The 22,926-nt window shown below is 66.5% G+C and carries 21 protein-coding genes; 14 read left to right on the top strand and 7 right to left on the bottom strand.

The genetic code is table 11. The features are described 5' to 3' along the window. Positions 1-64: 64 nt before the first annotated feature. Both C7411_RS24215 and zwf read left to right on the top strand, forming a co-directional pair. Complete coding sequence (locus C7411_RS24215; protein ID WP_110386581.1) at positions 65-1,390, top strand: Nramp family divalent metal transporter; 1,326 nt, start codon at positions 65-67, stop codon at positions 1,388-1,390. A 227-nt stretch (positions 1,391-1,617) separates the two neighbouring features. Then, positions 1,618-3,093: a glucose-6-phosphate dehydrogenase gene (gene zwf, locus C7411_RS24210; protein WP_110386580.1), complete on the top strand. Its 1,476-nt coding sequence runs from the start codon at positions 1,618-1,620 to the stop codon at positions 3,091-3,093. A 51-nt stretch (positions 3,094-3,144) separates the two neighbouring features. Here zwf and C7411_RS37630 read toward each other — a convergent pair whose 3' ends face one another. Both C7411_RS37630 and C7411_RS37120 read right to left on the bottom strand, forming a co-directional pair. Then, a complete protein-coding gene (locus C7411_RS37630) occupies positions 3,145-3,294 on the bottom strand; it encodes a hypothetical protein (protein ID WP_165822884.1) in 150 nt (49 codons plus the stop codon). A 62-nt stretch (positions 3,295-3,356) separates the two neighbouring features. After that, the gene (locus C7411_RS37120; RefSeq protein WP_133253700.1) at positions 3,357-3,536 is read right to left on the bottom strand and encodes a hypothetical protein; all 180 of its coding nucleotides are present in this window, start codon (positions 3,534-3,536) and stop codon (positions 3,357-3,359) included. Positions 3,537-3,662: 126 nt separating this feature from the next. On the opposite strand from C7411_RS37120, the gene C7411_RS24205 reads away from it, so the two are divergent. Next, positions 3,663-4,727: an alcohol dehydrogenase gene (locus C7411_RS24205; protein ID WP_110386579.1), complete on the top strand. Its 1,065-nt coding sequence runs from the start codon at positions 3,663-3,665 to the stop codon at positions 4,725-4,727. 325 nt (positions 4,728-5,052) lie between these two features. After that, positions 5,053-7,188, top strand: a complete 2,136-nt coding sequence (locus tag C7411_RS24200; RefSeq protein WP_110386682.1) for a tetratricopeptide repeat protein — start codon at positions 5,053-5,055, stop codon at positions 7,186-7,188. A gap of 32 nt (positions 7,189-7,220) precedes the next feature. Here the strand turns inward: C7411_RS24200 and C7411_RS24195 are convergent, their stop codons facing one another. After that, a complete protein-coding gene (locus tag C7411_RS24195; RefSeq protein ID WP_110386578.1) occupies positions 7,221-7,439 on the bottom strand; it encodes a hypothetical protein in 219 nt (72 codons plus the stop codon). A 51-nt stretch (positions 7,440-7,490) separates the two neighbouring features. Here C7411_RS24195 and C7411_RS24190 point away from each other — a divergent pair, with 51 nt between their 5' ends. The 6 genes from C7411_RS24190 to C7411_RS24170 all read left to right on the top strand — a co-directional run bounded on the left by C7411_RS24190 (position 7,491) and on the right by C7411_RS24170 (position 14,783). Next, positions 7,491-7,757, top strand: coding sequence for a DUF1330 domain-containing protein (locus tag C7411_RS24190; protein WP_110386577.1), 267 nt, complete (start codon positions 7,491-7,493; stop codon positions 7,755-7,757). Between the two features lie 157 nt (positions 7,758-7,914). Next, positions 7,915-8,376 (top strand): hypothetical protein, encoded by a 462-nt coding sequence (locus C7411_RS24185; RefSeq protein ID WP_110386576.1) that lies wholly within the window; start codon positions 7,915-7,917, stop codon positions 8,374-8,376. A 79-nt stretch (positions 8,377-8,455) separates the two neighbouring features. Continuing rightward, positions 8,456-10,585 carry a phosphocholine-specific phospholipase C gene (locus tag C7411_RS24180; protein ID WP_110386575.1) on the top strand — a complete coding sequence of 710 codons (2,130 nt, stop codon included), beginning with the start codon at positions 8,456-8,458 and terminating at the stop codon, positions 10,583-10,585. 145 nt (positions 10,586-10,730) lie between these two features. After that, entirely contained in the window at positions 10,731-10,991 is a 261-nt protein-coding gene (locus C7411_RS37625; RefSeq protein WP_165822882.1) for a hypothetical protein, read from the top strand. Beyond that, positions 10,889-13,132, top strand: a complete 2,244-nt coding sequence (locus C7411_RS24175) for a TonB-dependent siderophore receptor (RefSeq protein ID WP_110386574.1) — start codon at positions 10,889-10,891, stop codon at positions 13,130-13,132. The genes C7411_RS37625 and C7411_RS24175 overlap by 103 nt, the downstream gene beginning before the upstream one ends. A 208-nt stretch (positions 13,133-13,340) precedes the next feature. Continuing rightward, positions 13,341-14,783 (top strand): NAD-dependent succinate-semialdehyde dehydrogenase, encoded by a 1,443-nt coding sequence (locus C7411_RS24170; RefSeq protein WP_110386573.1) that lies wholly within the window; start codon positions 13,341-13,343, stop codon positions 14,781-14,783. Between the two features lie 35 nt (positions 14,784-14,818). On the opposite strand, the gene C7411_RS24165 is transcribed toward C7411_RS24170, so the two are convergent. Next, positions 14,819-15,217, bottom strand: coding sequence for a GFA family protein (locus C7411_RS24165; protein WP_110386572.1), 399 nt, complete (start codon positions 15,215-15,217; stop codon positions 14,819-14,821). Positions 15,218-15,440: 223 nt separating this feature from the next. Here C7411_RS24165 and C7411_RS24160 point away from each other — a divergent pair, with 223 nt between their 5' ends. Further along, positions 15,441-16,499 carry a catalase family peroxidase gene (locus tag C7411_RS24160; protein WP_110386571.1) on the top strand — a complete coding sequence of 353 codons (1,059 nt, stop codon included), beginning with the start codon at positions 15,441-15,443 and terminating at the stop codon, positions 16,497-16,499. Next, entirely contained in the window at positions 16,496-17,041 is a 546-nt protein-coding gene (locus C7411_RS24155; protein ID WP_110386570.1) for a cytochrome b, read from the top strand. Before C7411_RS24160 ends, C7411_RS24155 begins: the two co-directional genes overlap by 4 nt. Before the next feature lie 25 nt (positions 17,042-17,066). On the opposite strand, the gene C7411_RS24150 is transcribed toward C7411_RS24155, so the two are convergent. The 3 genes from C7411_RS24150 to C7411_RS24140 are packed head-to-tail and all read right to left on the bottom strand — an operon-like array spanning position 17,067 to position 21,310. Next, a complete protein-coding gene (locus C7411_RS24150; RefSeq protein WP_110386569.1) occupies positions 17,067-18,575 on the bottom strand; it encodes an efflux transporter outer membrane subunit in 1,509 nt (502 codons plus the stop codon). Between the two features lie 16 nt (positions 18,576-18,591). Continuing rightward, the gene (locus tag C7411_RS24145) at positions 18,592-20,238 is read right to left on the bottom strand and encodes an MDR family MFS transporter (protein WP_110386568.1); all 1,647 of its coding nucleotides are present in this window, start codon (positions 20,236-20,238) and stop codon (positions 18,592-18,594) included. Beyond that, entirely contained in the window at positions 20,174-21,310 is a 1,137-nt protein-coding gene (locus tag C7411_RS24140; protein WP_110386681.1) for an HlyD family secretion protein, read from the bottom strand. The genes C7411_RS24145 and C7411_RS24140 overlap by 65 nt, the downstream gene beginning before the upstream one ends. A gap of 96 nt (positions 21,311-21,406) precedes the next feature. On the opposite strand from C7411_RS24140, the gene C7411_RS24135 reads away from it, so the two are divergent. Then, entirely contained in the window at positions 21,407-22,138 is a 732-nt protein-coding gene (locus tag C7411_RS24135) for a CerR family C-terminal domain-containing protein (RefSeq protein WP_110386567.1), read from the top strand. Positions 22,139-22,246: 108 nt separating this feature from the next. Further along, positions 22,247-22,882, top strand: coding sequence for a LysE family translocator (locus C7411_RS24130; protein ID WP_110386566.1), 636 nt, complete (start codon positions 22,247-22,249; stop codon positions 22,880-22,882). Positions 22,883-22,926 lie beyond the last annotated feature (44 nt).

The following is a 22,926-nucleotide window of genomic DNA, read 5'->3' as shown; positions in this document are numbered from 1 at the left end:
TGCTCGATGCGTGCCACAGGGCGATGGGCTGCGCCTTCAGACCCCGGCATGGGCGAGAAGTTGCATGGATCATCGCACCCGCGATGACGAGGCGCAGCGCGCCCCCGACGGCCTGACGCGCAACACGGCCGCCGCGGTGCGCGAAGCGCTCGAAGGACGCCGCCGCGGCGTCGCCCTTCTGTTGCCGCTTGCGGGTCCGGCCGTCGTCATCTCGGTGGCCTATATCGACCCAGGCAATATCGCGACCAACATCCAGGCCGGCGCGCGCTACGGTTACGCGCTGCTATGGGTCGTGCTGCTCGCCAACGTCATCGCCATGGTATTCCAGGGGCTTTCCGCGAAGCTCGGCATCGCCACGGGGCGCAATCTCGCCGAACTGTGCCGCGACAGCCTGCCCGTGCCGCTCGTGTGGCTCATGTGGGGCGTGAGCGAGATCGCGGCCATGGCCACCGATCTCGCCGAATTCCTCGGCGGCGCAATCGGCCTTGCGCTGCTCTTTCATCTGCCGCTGCTCGCGGGCATGGCGGTGACGGCCGTCGTGACCTACGCGCTGCTGTTTCTCCAACGCGCAGGCTTCCGGCCGCTCGAACTGCTGATCGGCGCGCTCGTGGGCGTGATCGGCATTTGCTATGTCCTGGAGCTTTTCATTACGCCGGTCGCGTGGCAGAGCCTTCTGCGCCACCTCGCCACGCCACGCTTGCCCGACGCGCAAGCCGTGACGATCGCGGTGGGCATCATCGGCGCCACGGTCATGCCGCACGCGCTCTTTCTGCACTCGGGGCTCACCCAGGCGCGTGTGCTTGCGCGCAACGATGCCGAGCGCAAGCGCCTCGTGAAGTTTTCCAACGTCGAGGTCGTGGCCGCGCTTGCGGTGGCCGGGCTCATCAACATGGCGATGGTGGTGATGGCCTCCGGCGCGTTCCACCAGGGCTACGCGGATGTCGCCGAAATCGGGACCGCCTACCGCACGCTCGCGCCGCTGCTCGGCGCGGCGGCCGCCAGCATCTTTCTCGTCTCGCTGATCGCCTCGGGCATTTCGAGTTCGGTGGTCGGCACGCTCGCGGGGCAGATGATCATGCAGGGCTTCGTGAACTTTCGCATTCCGCTGTGGCTGCGCCGCGCGGTGACGATGGTGCCGAGTTTCGTCGTGGTGGGGCTGGGCGTGAACGCCACCCATGCGCTCGTCATGAGTCAGGTCGTACTGAGCCTCGCCCTGCCGTTCCCGATGGCGGCGCTCGTGTGGTTCACGTGCCGCCGCGGCGTGATGGGGCCCCATCGTAACGGCGCGCTCACGGCCGCGGCAGCCGTGGCGGGCGCGGCCACGGTGCTCTCGCTCAACGTCGTGCTGGTGCTCGCGGCCTTCGGGGTGGCGGCGCCGGGGCTAGGGTAAAGGTCGGCTCCCCGCCGCGCGATGCATGCGTGAACGGCCGGTCGGTTTATCGACGCAGAAGCCTCGGACGACGCCTCGTTCGCGCCACGCGTGCAAACTCGCGCGAAACCATGCACCATTAGCGTTTTCGCCGCGCCCCGCTCTTGCGGCCGGTGCGGGTTTTGCAACCGCGCGCCGGCGTTCGTGCCCAACCACGTTACCCGAGCGCGCGTCACCTCCGACCTGCCATGACGAATCAGCCTGCCCAAGCCTTGCCCGAACAGCCCGTCGACATGATCATTTTCGGCGGCGGAGGCGACCTGGCCGCGCGCAAACTGCTGCCCGCGCTCTACATGGCGCACCTGCACGGCAACCTGCCGCCGGAAACGCGCATCATCGCCGTGGGCCGCAAGAACTGGACGATCGACGACTATCGAAAGTTCATGGAAGAGCAGTCGCGTCCGTTCATCGACGCAAAAGCGTTCGACGCGCAAGCGTGGGACCGCTATCTGAACCTGTTCCAGTACGTGATCATCGACGTGAACGATCCGGCCGATTACGCGAACCTGAAGGCGGCGTCGCGCGAGCATGCCCTGCGTGTGTTCTACCTCTCGACTTCGCCTGAACTGTTCACGACGATTTGCGACAACCTCACGGCAGGCGGCCTGATCGACGGCAGCTCGCGCGTGGTGCTCGAAAAGCCGCTCGGCCACGATCTCGCCTCGGCGAAGGAGATCAACGAGTCGGTGGGCCGGCATTTCTCCGAATCGCAGATCTACCGGATCGACCACTATCTGGGCAAGGAAACGGTGCAGAACCTGATGGTGCTGCGCTTCGGCAACCCGATCTTCGGGCCGCTGTGGCAGGCGCCGTACATCCGCAGCGTGCAGATCACGGTGGCGGAAACGGTGGGCGTGGGCAGCCGCGCGGGCTTCTACGATCACACGGGTGCGCTGCGCGACATGGTGCAGAACCACCTGCTGCAACTGCTGTGCATCGTGGCGATGGAACCGCCCGTTTCGCTCGACCCGGACGCCGTGCGCGACGAGAAGCTCAAGGTGCTGCGCTCGCTGCGCCCCATGTCGCTCGCCGATATCGCGCGCGACACCGTGCGCGGCCAGTACGCGGCGGGCGCCGTGGACGGTCAGCCGGTGAAGGGCTATCTGCAGGAAGACAACGTGCCGGCCGACAGCAAGGCGGAGACGTTCGTGGCGCTGCGCGCGCACATCAACAACTGGCGCTGGGCCAACGTGCCGTTCTTCCTGCGCACGGGCAAGCGCATGCAGAAGCGCCAGTCGGAAATCGTGATCGAGTTCGCGGACCTGCCGTTCTCGATCTTCCCGAGCGGCCCGCGCAACTACGGCAACCGTCTCGTGATCCAGCTTCAGCCGGAAGAGTCGATCCAGCTGCAGATGCTCGCGAAGGAACCGGGCAGCGGCATGAACATGCTCCCCGTGAGCCTGAATCTCGACCTGCAGCAGGCCATTCCCGAGCGCCGCGCGGAAGCCTACGAGCGCTTGCTGATCGACGTGATCCGCGGCCGCCTCACGCATTTCATGCGCCGCGACGAACTGGAAGCCGCGTGGACGTGGGTCGAGCCGATTCTCAACGGCTGGAAGGAACTGAACGACCGCCCGCGCACTTACACGGCGGGCACGTTCGGGCCGGCGGCATCGTCGGCGCTGCTCGCGCGCGAAAACATGTCGTGGGCCGAAGAGATGTAATGTGACGGACTGCGAGCGCCGCGCCTCATGCGGGGCGCTCGCAGCATGGCGCTACTGGTCGCCCGGATCCGGCCGGAAAAGGTCGAAGCCGGCAAACACGATCACACCGCTGAGCGCCATCAACGGCACCGAATGGCGCCCAAGAAAAAGCACCGCGGCCGCAAGCCAGGTTGAAATACAGAAAGCGCCGATGCGCCGCATGATGCCAACTCCCTACTCTTTAATGCCCTTCTGAAGCGTTGCCGCGCGATTCCAGCCTGACATCACCTCAACGTCGCGCGCGCCGTGCGCAGGCGCGACACCGTATCCGCGAACGCCTCGCCGCCGAGCGTGCGCTTCAGGCGGCTCGCGACGTTGAGCGCCTCGCGAATCGCCATGGCCTGTGCCGTTGGCACGATCGCCGCTTCGCGACCATCGCACACGTCTGCCCAATGATAATTCAAGCGCACGGCAGCAAAAATAGAACGGTCGGACGAATCCCTGTCGCATCGGCTATGATTCGAAGACTGCCGCAATCGTCTGGCCGCCGTACTTCGCCGTACATGACACCCACGGAGACATCGATGCCAATGCGCTGTTACTGCGTTATCCATCACGGCAAGCCGCTCGAGCTGGTCGAGCGCGACGTGCCCGAGCCCAGGGGCACCGAGGTATTGCTGCGCGTGAAGGCCGCGGGCCTGTGCCATTCCGATCTGCACATCTGGGAGGGCTATTACGATCTGGGCGGCGGCAAGAAGCTCTCGCTCGCCGACCGCGGCATCAAGCTGCCGCTCACGCCGAGCCATGAAATCTGCGGCGAGGTCGCGGCGCTCGGCCCCGACGCGCAAGGCGCGCCAGAAGCCCTTGCGGCGGGCACGCCGGCAGTCGTGCATCCGTGGATCGGCTGCGGCGAATGCGCGGCCTGCCGGCGCGGCGAAGAGAATATCTGCGCGAAGCCGCAGTCGCTCGGTGTGCTGCGCGACGGCGGCTTCGCGGATTACGTGATCGTGCCGCATCCGCGCTATCTCGTGGATCTCGCCGGCCTCGATCCCGTGAAGGCCGCGCCGCTCGCCTGCGCGGGCGTGACGACGTATTCGGCCATGAAGAAGTTCGGCGCGCGCATCCACGAAGGTCCCGTGGTCGTGATCGGCGCGGGCGGCCTCGGCATGATGGCGCTCGAAGTGCTCAAGGCGATGGGTGGACAAGGCGCGATCATCGTGGACGTGGACCCCGCCAAGCGCGCAGCCGCGCTTGCGGCGGGCGCGCTCGCGGCCATCGACGCGCGCGCGGACGACGCCGTGCAGCAGATCGTCGGGGCGACGGGCGGCGGCGCACGCGCGGTGCTCGACCTCGTGGGCGCGACACCTACAGTGAAGCTCGCGCTCGACTCCTGCGCGCGCGGCGGCCACGTGGTGATCGTCGGCCTGATGGGCGGCGACCTCACGCTCTCGCTGCCCATCATCCCGATGCGGCCGCTGAAGATCGAAGGCAGCTATGTAGGCACGCTGCCGGAGCTGCGCGAACTCGTGACGCTGATGCGCGAAGGCAAGTTGCATCCCCCGCCGGTCTCCACGCGGCCGCTCACGGAAATCAACGAGGCCTTCGAAGCACTCGTGCAAGGCAAGGTGGTCGGGCGGCAGGTGCTGGTGCCCTGATGCGTTTCGTCGCGCGCGGCCTTGTTCGGCGCGCGCGATGGCGAATCGTTCGGAATTCGAATCAATCGGGGAGATCGGCCCACGGCGACGATCCCCGTTTCTATACACGCAAGCGCCCGGAACGCCCCTTACGGTCTCCCCCGGCGCCCGCCCCATCCGAAAGCCATCTGCAAGATTTTCCGGGCCGGAAGCGCTGATCGTCCGAATAAGCGCACCGGATGCGCTCAATTCGCGCCGTTGCCCGGGCATGAGTTGTCGTAATCTCGACACTGCCTCAATGTCCGTGTCGCCCACGCGCCGCGCCCCGTCTCTTACGATTTTCGCCGTGACCATTTCGACGCCCCTCGCGCCCGCCCCCGACGACCTCCTGCGCGAAGCCAATGCGCACTGCGAAGCGCACCGCTTCGCCGACGCGCTCGCCTTGCTCGAACCGCATGTGGGCGGCCAACCCGGGGCGACGGACGACGCCGCGCTCGCGCCGGCGCTCAATCTCGCGGCCTTGAGCGCGATGGGCACGGGCGACGCGGCGCGCGCCCAGGCGTTGTGGCAGCGCTGCCTCGAGGCAAAGCCCGACTTCGCGCAGGCATACAGTGGTCTCGCCGCACTCTTTGCGGCGCTCGGCGTCCTCGACGAAGCCCAGGCGCTCTATGAACGGCTGCTGAGCCTCACGCCCGCCGACGCCGACGCACGCAGCAACCTGGGCGTCGTCCTGCAGCGCCAGGCGCGCCACGCCGAGGCGGAAGCTGTCTTTCGCGCCGTCCTCGCACAGCACCCGGCCCACGCCGACGCCCACTACAACCTCGGCCTCCTGCTGCAAGGTCAAGGCCGCCACGCAGAAGCCGAAAGCGCGCTTCGCGGCGCCATCGCTGCGAACGCGCGCCATGCGAAGGCCTACAACGCGCTGGGCGCCCTGCTGCGGGACAAGGCGCGCGGCGACGAAGCCGCCGAGGCCTTTCGCCAGGCCCTGCTGATCCACCCGCAGTATCCGGAGGCGCTCAACAATCTCGCCACGCTGCTCAAGGCGTCCGGCAAGCTCGCCGAAGCGGAACTCGCGGTGCGCCTCGCGCTGCAGATTCGCCCCAATTTCATCGATGCGCTGAACAACCTCGGTTGCGTGCTCACCGACCTCAAGCGCGTGCCCGAGGCGGAGGCGGCTTTTCGCCAGACGCTCGCACTCGCGCCGAACCACGCCGAAGCGCAGTACAACCTCGGCGTCGCGCTGCATACGCTCGAGCGGCTGCCCGAGGCCGAGGCGGCGTATCGCGAGACGCTGCGCCGCCTGCCGGGCCGCGTCGAGGCGTATAACAATCTCGCCTGCGTGCTGATGGCGCTCGGGCGCCGCGCCGAAGCCCTCGAGGTGCTCCACGAAGCCATCGCCGTGCGGCCCGATTTCGCCGAGGCGCACTTCAATATCGCGAGCCTGCACAAGGAATTCGGCCGGCTCGGCGAAGCGGAGGCCGGCTACCGCCGCGCGCTCGACGCAAATCCGGAATACGGCGACGCGAAATTCCGCCTCGCCACGCTGCTCATCAGCATGGGCCGCTTCGAAGAAGGCTTCGCGCGCTACGAATGCCGCTATACCATGCCCGGCTTCGTGCATCACGCGACGCAGCGTCTGCTGCAATGTCCCGCCTGGCAGGGCGAGCCGCTCGCCGGCAAAGCGCTGCTGCTGTGGCAGGAGGACGGCCTCGGCGACATGCTGCAATTCGGGCGCTATGCGCGCGTGCTCAAGGCGCAGGGCGCGGCGCACGTCGCGTTCGCCTGCCAGCCGCCCCTGCATCGGCTCTTTCGCGGCGTGCAAGGCATCGACGCCGTGCTCGACCATGAAGCCGGCGCGGCGGCAGCCGGCCAGTTCGACTACTGGGTGAGCCCGATCAGCGTGCCCCACCGTCTGGGCACGACAATCGAAACGATCCCCGCGCCGCTCGTCCATACGCCCGAGCCCGCGCTCGTCGAGCACTGGGGCGCGCGCCTCGCCACGCTCGCGCCGGGCCCGCGCATCGGCCTCGTCTGGAAGGGCAACCCCAAGCATTTCAACGACGCGCACCGCTCGCTGCCCTCGCTTGCCGCCCTCGCTCCGCTGTGGAACCTGCCGGGCGTGCAGTTCGTGAGCCTGCAGAAAGGTCAGGGAGAAGACGAGGCGCAGCATCCGCCCGCGAGCCTGCCGCTGCTGCACCTCGGCACCGAGGTGCGCGATTTCGTCGATACCGCGGCGATCATCGCGCAGCTCGATCTCGTGGTTTGCGTGGATACCTCCACGGCGCATCTGGCGGCGTCGCTCGGCAAGCCGTGCTGGGTGCTGCTGCCTCAGTACGACCTCGACTGGCGCTGGATGCACGAGCGCGAAGACTCGCCGTGGTATCCGGGCACGATGCGCCTGTTCCGCCAGCGCATGAACGAAGCGTGGAGCGCCGTTGTGGAGCGCGTGCGCGCGGCGTGCGCGCAGCGCTTCGGCATCTGAAAAGTCGGCAGCGAGAGCGGCGCGCGTGCGCCTCAATCCCAGATGTTGCGGAACGCCACGGCGACGATCACCGGCACGCACATCACGAGCGGAATGGCGAAGTACGGAATTTCCAGATCGACGACCCACTTGTAGACGATCCAGCCGATACCCAGCGCGAGCGTGAGCACGCCCACGAGCGCCGTGAGGGTGTTCAACAGCCACTTGGGCGGCTGCTTGCGCGCGGGTTTATTCTCGGGTGACGGGTTCATGACGGCGATGGCGGAAAACGAAAACGTCTCGATCCGGACTTCGGATGTCGAATATTTTACCCCGCTGCACGCCTTCAGCCGAAGCCCGGAGGACGCGCGGAACGGCTCGAGGGCAGGTTTTCCGGCGACCTCGTCATGATCGAATTCGCGAACCGCGAGATCGAGCGCGCGTGGTATCGGTCAAGCGCCTATCTGGCGATCCTGCCGCTGCGCACGGAACACTCGCGCGGCGAAGTGTTCCTGATCGATCAAGTCGAGATGCCGCATCGCGCGACCGACGTGCTGCGTCCCGCTCGCGAAAACGGCCCCACGAAGTGAAAGCATTTCGTTAGCTGAAAATCAGCAGCGAATGGTTTTCGCGCAGCACGTTTGCAAAGGAAATTCATCGCCTGCAAACGTTTTCGCGCGTTTCACAATTCTTTCTTCAACGACGGCGAAACTGTGCGCGCCCCATCCCCACAGAACGGATGCGCACATGAGAATACGCCTTCACAACCGCGCGTCGACGACCCTGTCGACCGCGGCGATCGTTGTACTCGCAACCATCACGCTCGATGCATGCGGCCCGGGCTACGGCTCGTCGGCGGCTTCGTCGACGCCGGATACACCGGAAAGCCGGAGTGCCGCGACGCAATCGCCATTGGCGAATAGCGCGCGCATCACGCCGCTGCCGACGCCCGACACCAACACGTCGGCGAACACGTCGGCCAACGCCTCGACAGACACCTCGACGAACCCGGGCGCCATCCCCGCTTACGGCGCGAACGCGGCAACCGCCGCGAACACCGCGAGCGACCCCGTGCAAGGCGCACAGGCCAGTCTCGCCGCCGACAGCGACCAGGTCACGCCGGTCCTGAGCTACGCGCCTGGCGACAGCGCGCAGACCCAGGCCAGCAACGGCAACGATTCCAGCAGTCCCGCAACATCCAGCCATTGAAGCATTGCACCTGCGTGCCCTTGCGCCACTGCGCCGTCGGGGCACGACACTCCAACCCCAAGCAGAAAGGTGAGCAACAATGACGTCAAACAGCCGTCGCCGTTTCCTGCAGACCGTCGCGCAATCGGGCGCCGCCGCAGCAGCAATGACCGTTCTTCCCGAGTCGATCCGCAATGCGCTGGCCATTCCGGCCAATTCGCGCACGGGCACGATCCGCGATGTCGAGCACATCGTCGTGTTCATGCAGGAGAACCGTTCGTTCGACCACTACCTGGGCCATATGCGCGGCGTGCGCGGCTACAACGACCGCCTGCCCATTGCGCTGCCGGGCGGCCTGCCGGTGTGGTATCAGCCGTCGAAGGAAGACGCCACGAAGCCCGTGCTGCCGTTCCACCTCGACACGTTCAAGACGAGCGCGCAATGCGTGGGCGACCTCGACCACTCGTGGTACGCGACGCACTACGCGATCAACAACGGTCTGTACAACCAGTGGCCGCAGTACAAGACCGACATGACGATGGGCTATTACCTGCGCGCGGACATTCCGTTCCACTACGCGCTGGCCGACGCCTTCACGGTGTGCGACAACTACTTCTGCTCGCTGCCTGGCCCGACGCACCCGAACCGCTCGTATCTCATGACCGGCATGGTCGATCCGACCGGCACGATGGGCGGCCCGCTGCTCGACAACAACGACTTCGTGGACGGCGACGTGCCGCCCACGTATCAACTGCTTTCGTGGACGACCTACCCCGAGCGCCTGCAGGCGGCCGGCATCTCCTGGCAGATCTACCAGCAGGGCACGAACGGCAACGACCCGCTGAACGGCAACTACGGCACGAACATCCTGCAGAACTTCGCGAACTTCATCAACGCGCAGCCGGGCTCGGCGCTCTACCAGCGCGCGCAAACGGTGCGCACCATCGCCGACCTGAAAAACGACGTACTCCAGAACAATTTGCCGCAAGTCTCGTGGCTGCTGCCGCCGGCGGCGTTCTCGGAGCACCCGAAGTACACGCCGGCCTATGGCGCGGAGTACACCTCGCAGATCATCGAAGCGCTGACTTCGAACCCCGACGTGTGGAGCAAGACCGTGCTCTTCATCATGTATGACGAGAACGACGGCTTCTTCGACCATATCGTGCCGCCGCAGCCGCCCACCACGCCGACGCAGGGCAAGTCGACGGTGAGCGTGGACGGCGAGGTCCACAACGTGGTCAACCCGCTGCGCGGCGGCAAGTACACCGCCGACGGCCTGCCCTATGGCCTCGGACCGCGTGTGCCGATGACCGTCGTCTCGCCGTGGACCAAAGGCGGCTTCGTCTGCTCACAGGTGTTCGACCACACTTCGGTGATCCGCTTCATTGAAGCGCGTTTCGGCGTGCAGGAGCCCAACATCACGGCGTGGCGCCGCGCCGTGTGCGGCGACCTCACGACGTGCTTCGACTTCCGCACGCCCGACGCCACGATGCCCGCGCTGCCCGACACGAGCAACTACATGGCGCTCGCCGACAATCAGTGCTCGGCCAACTCGGCGCCCACGGTGCCGGCCACGCCGCTGCCGGTCGACGCTCAGGAGCCCGGCGTGCGCTACGCGCGCGCGTTGCCCTACGAACTTCATGTGAACGCGAAGGCCGAAGCGCGGAACAACACGCTTTCGATCACGTTCGCGAACAAGGGCCGCCAGGGCGCGCACTTCTACGTGTACGGCACGAACCGCAGCGACGGCCCGTGGCGCTATACGGTCGAAGCGGGCAAGGCGCTCGACGACACGTGGGACCTGAGCGTGACGAGCGGCGTCTACGCGTTCGAGGTGCATGGCCCGAACGGCTTCGTGCGCCGCTTTGCGGGCACCGCCGCGCAATCGGGTCCGGGCAAGTCCGGCCGCGCACCGGCGCCCGCCGTGACGGCGCACTACGACGTGGCCAACGGCAACCTCTTCCTCAGGTTCTCGAACGCGGGCAGCAGCGTCGCGCACCTGAACGTGACCGACAACGCCTACGGCGCGCGCGAGCGCAACGTGGTCGTGCCGGCCGGCGCGCAAATCGACGAAGTCTGGGTCCTCGCTTCGAGCCATCACTGGTACGACCTCACGGTCACGAGCCGCGACGACGCGGCGTTCGCCTGGCGCTTCGCCGGACACATCGAGAACGGCCGGCCGAGCATCAGCGACCCCGCGGCCGTTGCGCCGGTCACGAAGCTGGGCTAAGCCCGACGCAAGACACGTTCTTACGATTGCTTTTCTGTTTCCTTGTTTGCGGCGCCTCCGGGCGCCGCTTTTTTTGCCTGTCCGCACACGCACATCGGTCAGGCTGCCGCGCCCGGACCGCATAAAAGCGCAGCCGGCGCAAGGAATGTCACTTCAGGATGCAGCCGTTCCACAACCTTACTGCCAGCTTTATGTTTTTGTTGTGAATGCGACTCATTTGCATTACTATTTGCAGCGCTTTCATGCGATCACGCATCAAAACCGCTTTCGCCTGATATCTCGCGCTCAACTCGTCAGAAGAACATGCACATTCCTGCCGCCCGCCGCTCTCGCTTCGCCCCCGTCCGTTTCCGTCCATGCCCGCCACCTGGGCGCCGTGCGCAACTCAGCGCCGCGCTTCTGGTGAGTGCCGGCGTCACGCTCACCACGCTCCCCGCATCCAGCTGGGCGCAACAGCAAGACAGTGGCCAGGCCGAAGCGCAAGACAGCACGCAAACGGGCAGCCCCCAGGCGCTGCCGACCGTCAAGGTCAGCGCCGCGCGCGACAGCCAGGCGGCCTCGCCGGATCGCGTGAGCGCGGGCGCGCTCGGCAACCGCAGGCAGGTGGACACACCGTTCTCGACCAACGTGGTGACGACGGAGGAAGGCAAGGATCGTCTCGCCGCCACGGCCAACGACCTCTTCAGGTACGACCCGGCCGTGACCGACGTCGGCAACAACATGACCGGCGAAAACTCGGCGTTCAGCATTCGCGGCCTGGCGGTCGACATGCTCAACGGCGTGAAGGTGGACGGCCAGAACTTCCCCTCGTGGGACACCGAGCTTTCGCTCGAACCGTTCGAGCAGGTCGAGATGCTCAAGGGCCTTTCGGGCTTCATGTACGGCTTCAGCACCCCGGGCGGCATTGTCAACTACGTGCTCAAGCGTCCGACCGACGACCCGTACCGCAGCTTCTCGATCGGCTATCAGTCGGCGGGCGTACTCAGCCAGAAGATCGACCTGGGCGGCCGCTTCGGCCCGGATAAACAGTTCGGCTATCGCCTGAATCTCGTGAACGAAGACGGCAACACCGCCGAAGCGAATGGTCACGTGCGCCGCCAGGTGGCATCGCTCGCGCTCGACTATCGCATCACGCCGGACCTCACGTGGACGGTCGACGCCTTCTACCAGAAGCGCAAGACCACCGGCACGCTGTTCGGCCTCTACTTCGGCTCCGACGAGAACGGCAATCCACTCGGCATTCCCGACGCGAGCAAGGTCACGCGTCGGCTCACGCAGCCGCAAAACTGGTACGAAACGGAGATCGCCTCGTTCGGCACCGGGCTCGACTATCGCTTCTCGGAAAACTGGCACGCGAATATCAAGTACCGCTTCGCCAAGGAAAATCGCTACAACTCGGATAGCCTGCTCTCCGTGTTCAATACGCAGGGCGACTACACCAACACGCTCTATGCCGCGTTGACGCGCTACTTCTACCAGAACGTCGATGCCAACGTGCAGGGCAAGTTCAATACGGGCCCGTTCAAGCACGATGTGGTGGCGGGCGCGAGCTATCAGAGCCAGCAAAACGAATACGACAACAGCGAAGGCTGGAACAGCGGCTATTTCCTCGGCATCGGCAACCTCTACGGCAGCACGCTGCTCACGAACGGCGCGGTGCATATCGGCGAAAACCTGTACCGCCACGAGATCACCACGCAAACGGCGCTCTACGCGAGCGACACCGTGCAACTGACTTCACGCCTGTCCGCGCTGCTCGGTCTGCGCTATACGCAGTTCCGCGACACCACCTACAACCCCGATCAGTCGCAGGCGGCGAGCTATCGCGCGAACCCGGTCACGCCAACCGCCGCGCTCATGTTCAGGCTCGATCCGCATTCGACGCTCTACGCGAGCTATGTCGAAGGTCTGCAGCAAGGCGGCGCGGCGAGCAACACGAACGTCAACTATCCGCAGACCTACGGCCCGCTCAGGAGCAAGCAGTACGAAGTGGGCTTCAAGGCCGACCATCGCAACTGGGGCGCGAACCTCGCATTGTTCCGCGTCGATCAGGGCTACGAGTACACGAATACGGCCAACGTCTTCGTGCAGAGCGGCACGAAGCGCTACGACGGCGTGGACGCGAGCGGCTGGCTGCAACTCGCCAACGACTGGCGCGTGCTGGGCGGCGTGATGTGGCTGAACGCGAAGGCCGTGGACGTGGACGACCCGGGCGTGGAAGGCAAGCGCGTGTACGCTACGCCGCGCTTCACGCTCACGGGCCGCGTGGAATACAACCCGTCGTACCTGCGTGCGCTCACGGTCGCGTTCGGCGGCAAATATGTCGGCAATATGGCCGTCGATGCCGCGAACACGCAGTTCGTCCCCGCCTATACGACGTGGGACCTGAGCGCGAAATACGAAACCCAGGTGGCCGGCAAGGACGTCACGCTGCGCGCGGGCGTGAACAACCTGTTCAACCGCCGCTACTGGACTGCGGCGTGGGGCTATTACGTGATGCCGTCCGCCACGCGCACCTTCGTTGCCAACGCAACGCTCGAATTCTGATAGTTTGACGCGCTTCTTCTGCTTCTTCTCATAGTGTGGGTTAAAAAGGGCCAATGTCTCCCGACGTCGGCCCTTTCCCTTTACACGCCCTGCAGCATCGGCGAACCAGTGGCACAATGGGCGCTCCGCATTTTCCGGCTCCCGCCCGCGCGCATTGCCGTGCGCGGCGGGAGTTCGTCGTCGAACCGTTGACAAGGATCGTCCCATCATGAGTTCCAGCGTGAAGCCCTATCCCGACACCCAGATCTACATCGACGGCGCATGGCGCGCCGGCGCGAAGACGATTGCTGTGATCGACCCCGCGACCGAAGCGGAAATCGGCCGCCTGAGCCTCGCGAGCGAACAGGACCTTTCGGATGCGGCCAGCGCCGCCGAGCGCGCCTTCCGCGAATGGCGCAAAGTCTCGCCGCTCGAGCGCAGCAAGCTCATGCGCCGCGCCGCGCAACTGCTGCGCGATCGCGCAGACGACATCGCCGCGATCATGACGCGCGAGCAGGGCAAGCCGTTTGGCGAAGCGAAGCTCGAAACGCTCGCGGGCGGCGACACGATCGACTGGTTCGCGGAAGAAGGCCGCCGCACCTATGGCCGCGTGATTCCCTCGCGTTCGGACGCCGTTCGCCAGATCGTCACGCGCGAGCCGGTGGGTCCGGTCGCCGCGTTCACGCCCTGGAACTTCCCGCTCAACCAGGCCGTGCGCAAGGTGTCGGCCGCGCTCGCCTCGGGCTGTACCGTCGTGCTCAAGGGACCGGAAGAAACGCCGGCCAGCTGCGCCGAACTCGTCAAAGTGTTCGTCGACGCGGGCCTGCCCGCAGGCGTGCTGAACCTCGTATTCGGCGTGCCGGCGGAAGTGTCGTCGTACCTGATCGCGCATCCGGCCATCCGCAAGATCTCGTTCACGGGCTCGACGCCGGTGGGCAAGCTGCTCGCCTCGAAGGCCGGCGAGCACATGAAGCGCGCGACGATGGAACTGGGCGGCCACGCCCCCGCCATCGTGTTCGCCGACGCCGACGTGCCGCGCGCCGCGAAGCTGCTCGCGAGCGCGAAGTTCCGCAACGCGGGCCAGGTCTGCATTTCGCCCACGCGCTTCATGGTGGAAGACGCTGCGTACGACGAATTCGTCGAGCACTTCGTCGCGACGGCGCGCGCGATCAAGGTCGGCAACGGTCTCGAAGACGGCGTGCAGATGGGCCCGCTCGCGAACGACCGCCGCCTCGCGGCGATGGAACGCCTCGTGGCCGACGCGCGCGAACAGGGCGCCAAGGTGCTGACGGGCGGCGAGCGCGTGGGCCGCGAAGGCTACTTCTTCGCGCCGACCGTGCTCACCGACGTGCCGCTTTCCGCGCGCATCATGAACGAGGAGCCGTTCGGCCCGATCGCGCCGATCTCGCGTTTTTCGAGCTACCAGGACGCAATCGTCGAAGCGAACCGCCTGCCGTATGGTCTTGCCGCGTATGCCTACACGCGCTCGAGCGCGACTTCGGCTGCGCTCTCCGACGACGTGGAAACCGGCATGCTGTCGATCAACCATCACGGCCTCGCCCTGCCGGAAACGCCGTTCGGCGGCGTGAAGGATTCGGGTTACGGCTCGGAAGGCGGCAGCGAAGCGATGGAAGCCTATCTCGTCACGAAGTTCGTGACCGAGCATCGTTGATCGCTTCACGCTGACAACGCGCGCGCTTCTCCGGCTTACGGTTCGGGAAGCGCACGCGGATATTGCGGCAAGCCGTCCGCGAGCTGCACCCAGGCCAGCTTTTGCGAGGTCCAGGTGTGGCTGTCGGGCGGCGCGTCATCGGGACGATCGAGCGTGCCCGTCGCCACGTCGATCTCGTCCGCGAACGCCGCGTGCCGGTAGGTGAGCGGCGTGCCGCAATCGGCGCAGAACGCGCGCTCGACACCCGGACTCGACGCACGTGCTTTCGTTGCGCCCGCAACGAGCCGGAACGCACTCCACGGCACACTGATCCAGCCGACGAACGGCGCGCCCGATGCGCGCCGGCAATCCACGCAATGGCACACCGTGCTGCCAACCGGCGCAGCCGAAATCCGGTAGCGGACCTTGCCGCACAAACAGCCGCCAGTCAGCATGGTTCTCTCCTTCTCACATCGAGCTTGTTCGAGGCGTTCAGCGCTGAAAACGCGCGCGCCCTGGCATCGTTGCACGATTTCGCCTCGCACAGGGAATAAACCGCCGTGACGTGTTGTTGACACCAGTAACGGCCCTCGGGCCATCGACTGGACCCATCATGCGCACATTCGCACACTTTTCGCTTTCGATTGCGTTGCAGCGCGCACGCACGGGAGCGCGCCCATGAACCGCGCCTCGATCTGCGTGCCATGCCGGCTCGCGGCCATTGCGGCCGTGGTGGGTTGCGCTGGCGCGGCATTTGCATGGACGGCCGGCTGGCTCACGCCGCAACGCCTCACCGCGCCGCATATCGTCAATACGTTCGAGTCGAACTACGGCATCCATATGGGCTATCGGCGCAATCACGCCAAGGGGCTCTGCGTGGAAGGCTGGTTCGAAAGCAACGGCAACGGCGCGCAGGTCTCGCGGGCAGCCGTGTTCGCACCGGGCCGCACGCCCGTGATCGGACGCTTTGCCATTCCCGGCAGCAATCCCGCCGCGCCGGACGCGAGCACGCCCGTGCGCAGCATGGCGCTGCTCTTCCAGTTGCAGGACGGCGAGCAATGGCGCACCGGCATGAATTCCGTACCGATCTTCGTCGTTCGCACGCCGAAGCAGTTCTATAGCCAACTGGTCGCCTCGAAACCGGACCCGGCGACGGGCAAGCCCGACGCCGCGAAGCTCGACGCCTTCTTCCAAGCGAATCCGGAAACGCTGCCGTTCCGCCAGTGGCTGAAAGCGCACCCGCCCTCCTCCAGTTTCGCGAATACGGCGTTCTACAGCGTCAACGCCTTCATCGCGACCGATGCCGCCGGCAACCAGCATGCCGTGCGCTGGCAGACCGTGCCCGAAGCGGCTTATGCGCCGCAAACGCCGGCAGAAAAAGCCGACCCGAACTTCCTCGCCGACGACTTCTTCACGCGTTTCGCCCGGGGGCCGCTACGCTGGCACCTGGTGCTCACGGTCGCCGCACCCGGCGACCCCACGAACGACGCCACGCAGTCATGGCCCGCCGACCGCCATCAGATCGATGCCGGCACGCTGGTCCTGCAGCGCGCCGAACCGCAAGCCAACGGCATGTGCCGCGACGTGAACTACGACCCGACCATCCTGCCCGACGGCCTGAAGCCTTCGGACGATCCCTTGCTCGCCGCCCGGTCGGCAGCGTATGCCGTTTCGTTCAATCGACGCACACGCGAGGAAGCCAACCTCTCGCAAACGCAGGGAGGCGCGCAGCCATGAGACAACCGGGCCAACACTTCAGCGCGCTGCAGCGCGTTCTGCACTGGTCGATGGCAGTCCTGATCGTCACGATGCTGTTCGTCGGCGTGGGGATGGTCGCGACCGTTTCGAGGCTGCATGACGCGCTGCTCGCGCTCCACCGGCCGCTGGGTATCGCGCTGCTCGCGCTCGTGCTGCTGCGCGTAGCCGTGCGGCTCAAGCGCGGCGCGCCGCCCTTGCCGGCCGATCTGCCCATCTGGCAGCGACTTGGCGCGCACGCCTCGCATCTCGTGCTCTATGCGTTGATGATCGCCATGCCGCTGATCGGCTGGTCGATGCTGTCCGCGGGCGGCTATCCCATCGTGATGCTCGGCGGCGTGCACCTGCCTCCGATCGTGCCTCACGACGTCACGCTCTATGCATGGCTGCGCGCCGCGCATACGTGGCTTGCCATGGCGCTCTACGCGACGGTCCTGCTGCATCTGGGCGCCGCGCTCTTTCACGCGCTCATTCGCCGCGACGGCGTGCTCGCCAGCATGGCGCGCGGCGAGGCACGCGGTTGACGCGAGGCCGGCCTGCCGAACCTGGTTAGCCCGGCGTGGCGGCTGTCTCGGCCGTGGCCGTCGTGGTGGTCTGCCAGCCGAGACCGAGGCTCTTCTGCAGCGACACGAAGTCCTTGAGCAAGTCGGCCTGGCCGGACACCACGTTCTGCTGCGCAGCGAATTCCGTGCGCTGCGTGTCGAGCAGATCGACGAGGCTCGACGCCCCCGCACGGTAGCGCTGGCGCATGAGCGTCGCGGAGCGCTCGGCGGAAACCTGCACCTTCTGCAAGGTCACCAGATGCTCGCGCTGATAGCCATAGCGCGAGAGCGACGCGTTCGCGTCCTGCAGCGCCGCGAGCACGGCTTTTTCGTAATGCGCTTCGGCTTCGTCGCGCGACGCTTGCGCGCCACGCACCGCGCCCAGCGTGCGCCCGAAGTCGAATACGTTCCACTGCAGATATGGCGCCCCTACCCAGCTGAAGTTGCTCTTGCGGAACAGGTGCCCCGGCTCCGCGGCCGAAAAGCCGAGGTCGCCGAACAGTGTGAGTTTGGGCAGAAAGTCCGCCACATGCTCGCCGATCTGCGCGTTGCTCGAAGCGAGACGCCGCTCCGCCGCACGGATATCGGGGCGCTGCGCGAGCATCGTGGTGGGATCGCTCACGGGCACGCTTGCGGGCAGCGCGGGCAGCGGCTGCGCCGTTGCCAGTTCCGCATCCAGCGCGCCGGGGGCCTTGCCGGTCAGCACGGCCAACTGATCCAGCGATATTTCCACTTGCGCCGCGAGCGGCGTAATCGTGGAGCGCGTGTTTTCCACCTGGGTGGTGAGCCGCTCCACGTCCACCTCGGCCGCCGTGCCGCCCGCGCGGCGCTGCTCGGTGAGCGTGAGCATCTCCTGCTGCAGCTGCGCCGTGCGCTGCGCGATGGCGAGGCGCTGCTGCTCGTCGCGCAGGTCGATGTAGGCTTGTGCGACTTCGGCCGCGAGCGATACCTGGGTGTCCGCAAGATCGGCGTTCACGGCATCGGCCTCGTCGCTCGCCGCTTCCACGGCGCGGCGCGTGCCGCCGAACAGGTCGATTTCCCACGAGGCATCGAAGCCCGCCGTGTAGAACGTGACCGGGCCGCCGCCGGAAGCGCCGCCCTGACCCGAACTGCTGCCCGACGACGTCAAGGCGCTCAGGTCCGGCTGGCGCAAGCGGATCGCCGCCGCGCTCGCGCCGACCTTCGGCAGTTCGGCGGCGCGTTGCTGTTGCAGTTGCGCGCGCGAAGCGCGCAAGCGCGCCTGCGCCGCGCGCACATCGGGATTGTGCGCGAGCGCCGCTTCGATCAGCGTGTTCAGTTGCGGGTCGTTCAGCACGAGCCACCATTGGCTCGGTGCACGTGCGGGCGTCACGCCTTGCGCGGGCGTGCGCAGGAACGACGCGGCGTTCGCCGCTTCCGGCGCGACGGCCGGTGCGCCGCGATAATCGGGGCCCACGGTGCAGGCGGCCAGCGTGCAGGCAGCGGCAAACGCGCTCAGCGCGGCGCAGGAGATTCGGGAGTAACGGGTTGCCGTCATGAGTCAGTGATAATCTTCAGTGGCCGCCAGACGGCGCTTGTGCACCGGGCTGCGGCTTCTTGAGCAGGAGCGCGAGCGGCACGCAAGCCGCCAGTGCAATGCCGAGCACCCAGAATGTTTCGGAGTACGTGATGACCATCGATTGCAGCGAGATCTGCGCCGCGATCTGGCCGAGCGCCTGCAGTTGCGAGTGCGCCATGTCGCCCGTCTGCGTGAACCAGTTGGCCGCGCTCGCGGCCACACGCTCCTGGCCGATGATCGAATTGGCGCTGAGCGATTCGCGCAGCACGGCGGTATGGAACGCCTCGCGCCGGTCGATGAGCGTGCCGATGATCGCAAGGCCCACCGAGCCGCCCAGATTGCGCGCCATGTTGTAGAGCCCGGCCGCGTCGCCGGAGTCTTCGCGCGACACCGCCGCCATCGAGGCCTGGTTCAGCGGCATCATCGCGAGCATTTGCGCCACGCCGCGCACGAGCTGCGACCAGACGAAATCGTGACCGACGCTCTGCGCGGTGAGCGAAATGTCGAGCATGCAGCTCAGCGTGAAGAGCAGCAGCCCGGACACCACCAGAATGCGGAAATCCACCTTGCCTAGCAGGCGCGGCAGAATCGGCATCACGAGGAACGCGGGCAGCCCCGAAAGCAGCATGATCGCGCCGGACTGCTGCGCGTTGTAGCCGGCGACGAGGCTCAGAAACTGCGGCAGCAGGTACGAAATGCCATAAAGCCCGGCGCCCACCGCGAACACGATAATGATGACGCTCGCATAGCGCGGATTGCGCATGAGCGACAGACGCAGAATCGGCTTTTTCGCGGTGAACTGCGAAAGCGCGATGAGCGCCATACCCGCGAGCGAGACCCACGTGAGCGTGACGATGAAGCTCGACTCGAACCAGCGTTCGCGCTGGCCCTCTTCGAGAACGACCGTCAACGAACTCAGGCCCACTGCCAGCCCGGCAATGCCGAGCCAGTCCGCCTTGAGAAAGGCTTCCCAGTGCGGCCGGTCGGCTTCGAGCCCGACGAGAAGCAGCGTGATGAGCGCAAGACACACGGGCAGATTGATGAAGAAGCACCAGCTCCAGCTGATGTTCTCCGCGAGCCAGCCGCCCACCACGGGCCCGAGCAGCGGGCCGAGCAGCACAATCAGGCCGAACACCGTCATGCCCACGGGCAGCTGCGACAGCGGCAGGCGCGTGCGGATGATGGTCTGGCCGGTCGGGATCATCGCGCCGCCCGTGAAGCCCTGACCGATGCGCCCGGCGATCATCATGCCGAGCGTGGTCGACCAGCCGCACATCATCGAAAAGGCGATGAAGAGCGCCGAGTTCGCGAGCAGGAAATTTCGCAGTCCGAACACCCTCGTGAGCCACGCGGCGAGCGGAATCATCACGATCTCGGACATCAGGTAGCCCGTGGAAATCCACGTGCCTTCGGTGCCCGTCGCGCCAATCTGCCCCTGGATCTGCGGCAACGCCGAGTTCGTGATGGAGATGTCGAGCGTGGCCATCAACGCGCCGAGCGCACCCGCCGCGACGGCGATCCAGTCGGCCGCGCTCGCGCGCTCGCCATGCGGATGCGGCACCGCTGCGCGAGCCGTATTAGCCACGGTGGTTCTCTTGATCGATACGGCGGTCGTCCTCACGCGCGGAGCGCGTGTCGACATCGACGGTCACCGACATGCCCGGCAGCAGCACGCTGCGCGTTTGCGGCCCGGTTTCGAGGCGGATGCGCACCGGCACGCGCTGCACGATCTTCGTGAAGTTGCCGGTGGCGTTCTCCGGCGGCAAGAGCGCGAACTGCGCGCCCGTGCCCGGCGAGAAGCTGTCCACCACGCCGTGCAGCGTGTGGCCGGGCAGCGCGTCGACGTGCAGCTCCACGGGCTGGCCTGCGCGCATGCGGCCTATTTGCGTTTCCTTGAAGTTCGCCGTGAGGTAGGTGCGCTGCACCGGCACGACGGTCAGCATGCGCGTGCCCGGCTGCACGTACTGGCCCACGCGCACGGTGCGGTCGCCCACCCGGCCCGCCAGCGCGCTCTTCACCACGGTGTTGTCGAGGTCGAGTTGCGACTGCGCGGCGTTCGCCCGCGCCGCCTCGAGCTGCGCGCGCGCCTGCGAGAGCTGTGCGTTCAGTGCCGAGATTTGCGAGCGTGCGGAGGTGACGGCGGCTGCGTCGGCGGCGAGCGTGGCCTGCGCCTTGTCGCGTTCGCTCTTGAGTTCGGCCAGCCGTTCGGTGGTTTCCGCACCCGTGGCGGCGAGCGGCGCGTAGCGCGCCACTTCGTCGTTCGCGTGGCGCAGGCTCACCTGGGCGACTTCCTGCTGCGCCTGTGCCTGAGCCACGTTCGCGCGCTGCTGCTCGATCTGCGCCTGCGCATTCCCGATGTCCGCCATACGCGCATCGACGTTGGCCCGCGCCTGGTCGAGCGCCACCTGATACTGGCGCGCGTCGAGCTTCACGAGCGGATCGCCCGCCTTCACAGCCTGGTTGTCGGCCACGTAGACGTCCGTCACGTAGCCACTCACCTTCGGGGCGATCGTCACGCTGTCGGCTTGCAGATAGGCGTCGTCGGTGGATTCGATGAAACGCCCGACGACCCACCAGTGGCCCAGCCACACCGCCGCGCCGACGAGTGCCGCGAGCGCCAGCAGGATCAGGATGGTTCGTTTGGCGCCGCTGCGCGCGGGCGCGGCGGCGGCGTCCGGCACGTCGCGCACGGGCGCGCCTGCAGTCGTAGACATGATGTTGTTTCTCGATTTATTCCAGTCGGCAAAATTATTCCATCTGGAAAAATTGTGTCAAGTGTTATATTTCGCAGGGATATGAAAGGAAATTGCATGAGCGAAGGTAAGAAACTGCGACGTTCGCCCGAAGGAGGCTATGCGCGTGGCGACGAAACGCGCCGCAAGATCATCGAGGCGGCCATCAGCCTGTTCGGGCAGCACGGCTTCGACGGCGCGTCGACGCGCGACATCGCCGCGCGCGCGGGCGTGAACGCGCCGGCGCTGCAGTATTACTTCGAGAACAAGGAAGGCCTCTATCGCGCCTGCGCGGAGTCGATCGCCGACGAATCGTGGCAGTCGTTCGAACCGGCCGTGCAACGCGCACGCGTTGCGCTCGCACGCAACGCGGACACCGAAGCGCTGATCGACGCCTTCATCGACATCCAGTCGGCCGTGGCCGACCGTTCCTTCGTCAAGCAGCACGGGCCGGACCAGCGTCTGTTCTTCGCGCGCGAACAGGGCGGCGGCGAACCGGAGATCGGCTCTGAAATCCTGCGTGAGCGCGTGCGCTTGCCGCTGAACACCATCAACGTGGAACTGCTCGAACGCATCACCGGCATGCCGGCCCACGATCCGCTCACCGTGGTGCGCATGTTCAGCCTGTACGGGCAGTTTCTGCTTTTCTTCATCGCACGACGCTCCACGCTCACGATGCTCGGCTGGGACGACATCGACAGGTCGAAGGCCGATTTTCTGAAGCAGAGCATCGCGGAACAGACGCGCGTGCTGCTGCACCACTGGAATCGCGAGCGCGACCAGCACAAACGAAACGCTCAAGATAACTAAGCACTATTCAGGCGGCTGGCACGATCACGCGGCGTCAGCGGGGAATCCTCGCGGCGCATCTGCGCGCGTGTTAGTGTTCGGGATTCCCTCCCGCATGGAGCCGCCAGCATGTCCCCCCTCGCCGCCGTCGCCAGCATTCTCCTCGCTGTTCTACTCGGCGCCATGAGCCCTGGTCCGAGCTTCGTGCTCGTCGCGCGCAACGCGATCGGTCTCTCGCGCCGCGACGGCGTCGCCACCGCACTAGGCATGGGCACGGGAGCGATCTGCTTCGCGGGTATCGCCCTCGCCGGGCTCTACACCCTGCTCGCCACCGTTGCCTGGCTGTACGCCGCGCTCAAGATCGCGGGTGGCGCCTATCTGCTCTACATCGCTTCGCGCATCTGGCGCGGCGCCGGCTCGCCAGTCGCGATGAGCGGGACGGCCGTACCGGGCGGGCGCCCCGGCAAGTCATACTGGAGCGGCCTCACCACCCAGTTGAGCAACCCGAAAACGGCCATCGCCTACGGCGGCATCTTCGTCGCGCTGCTGCCGCATAACCCGCCGCTGTGGTGCTACTTCGCGCTGCCGCCGCTCGTCTTCGCGATCGAAACCGGTTGGTACACGGTCGTCGCGCTGTGCTTTTCGAGCCAGCGTCCGCGCGATCTCTATCTGCGCGCCAAGGGCTGGATCGACCGCATTGCGGCTGGCGCGATCGGTGCGCTGGGCCTGCGCCTCATTTTCGGCGCCGGACATCGCGGGATCTGATATCACCCCGCCGGACGCGGCCAGGAGGTCGCGTCGCGCCCGGC

The organism is Paraburkholderia silvatlantica, assembly GCF_003096715.1.
GTDB classification, from domain to species: Bacteria; Pseudomonadota; Gammaproteobacteria; order Burkholderiales; family Burkholderiaceae; genus Paraburkholderia; species Paraburkholderia silvatlantica.
The sequence above is the reverse complement of the archived record's forward strand: the minus strand, read 5'-3'. Positions and strand labels throughout refer to the sequence as shown.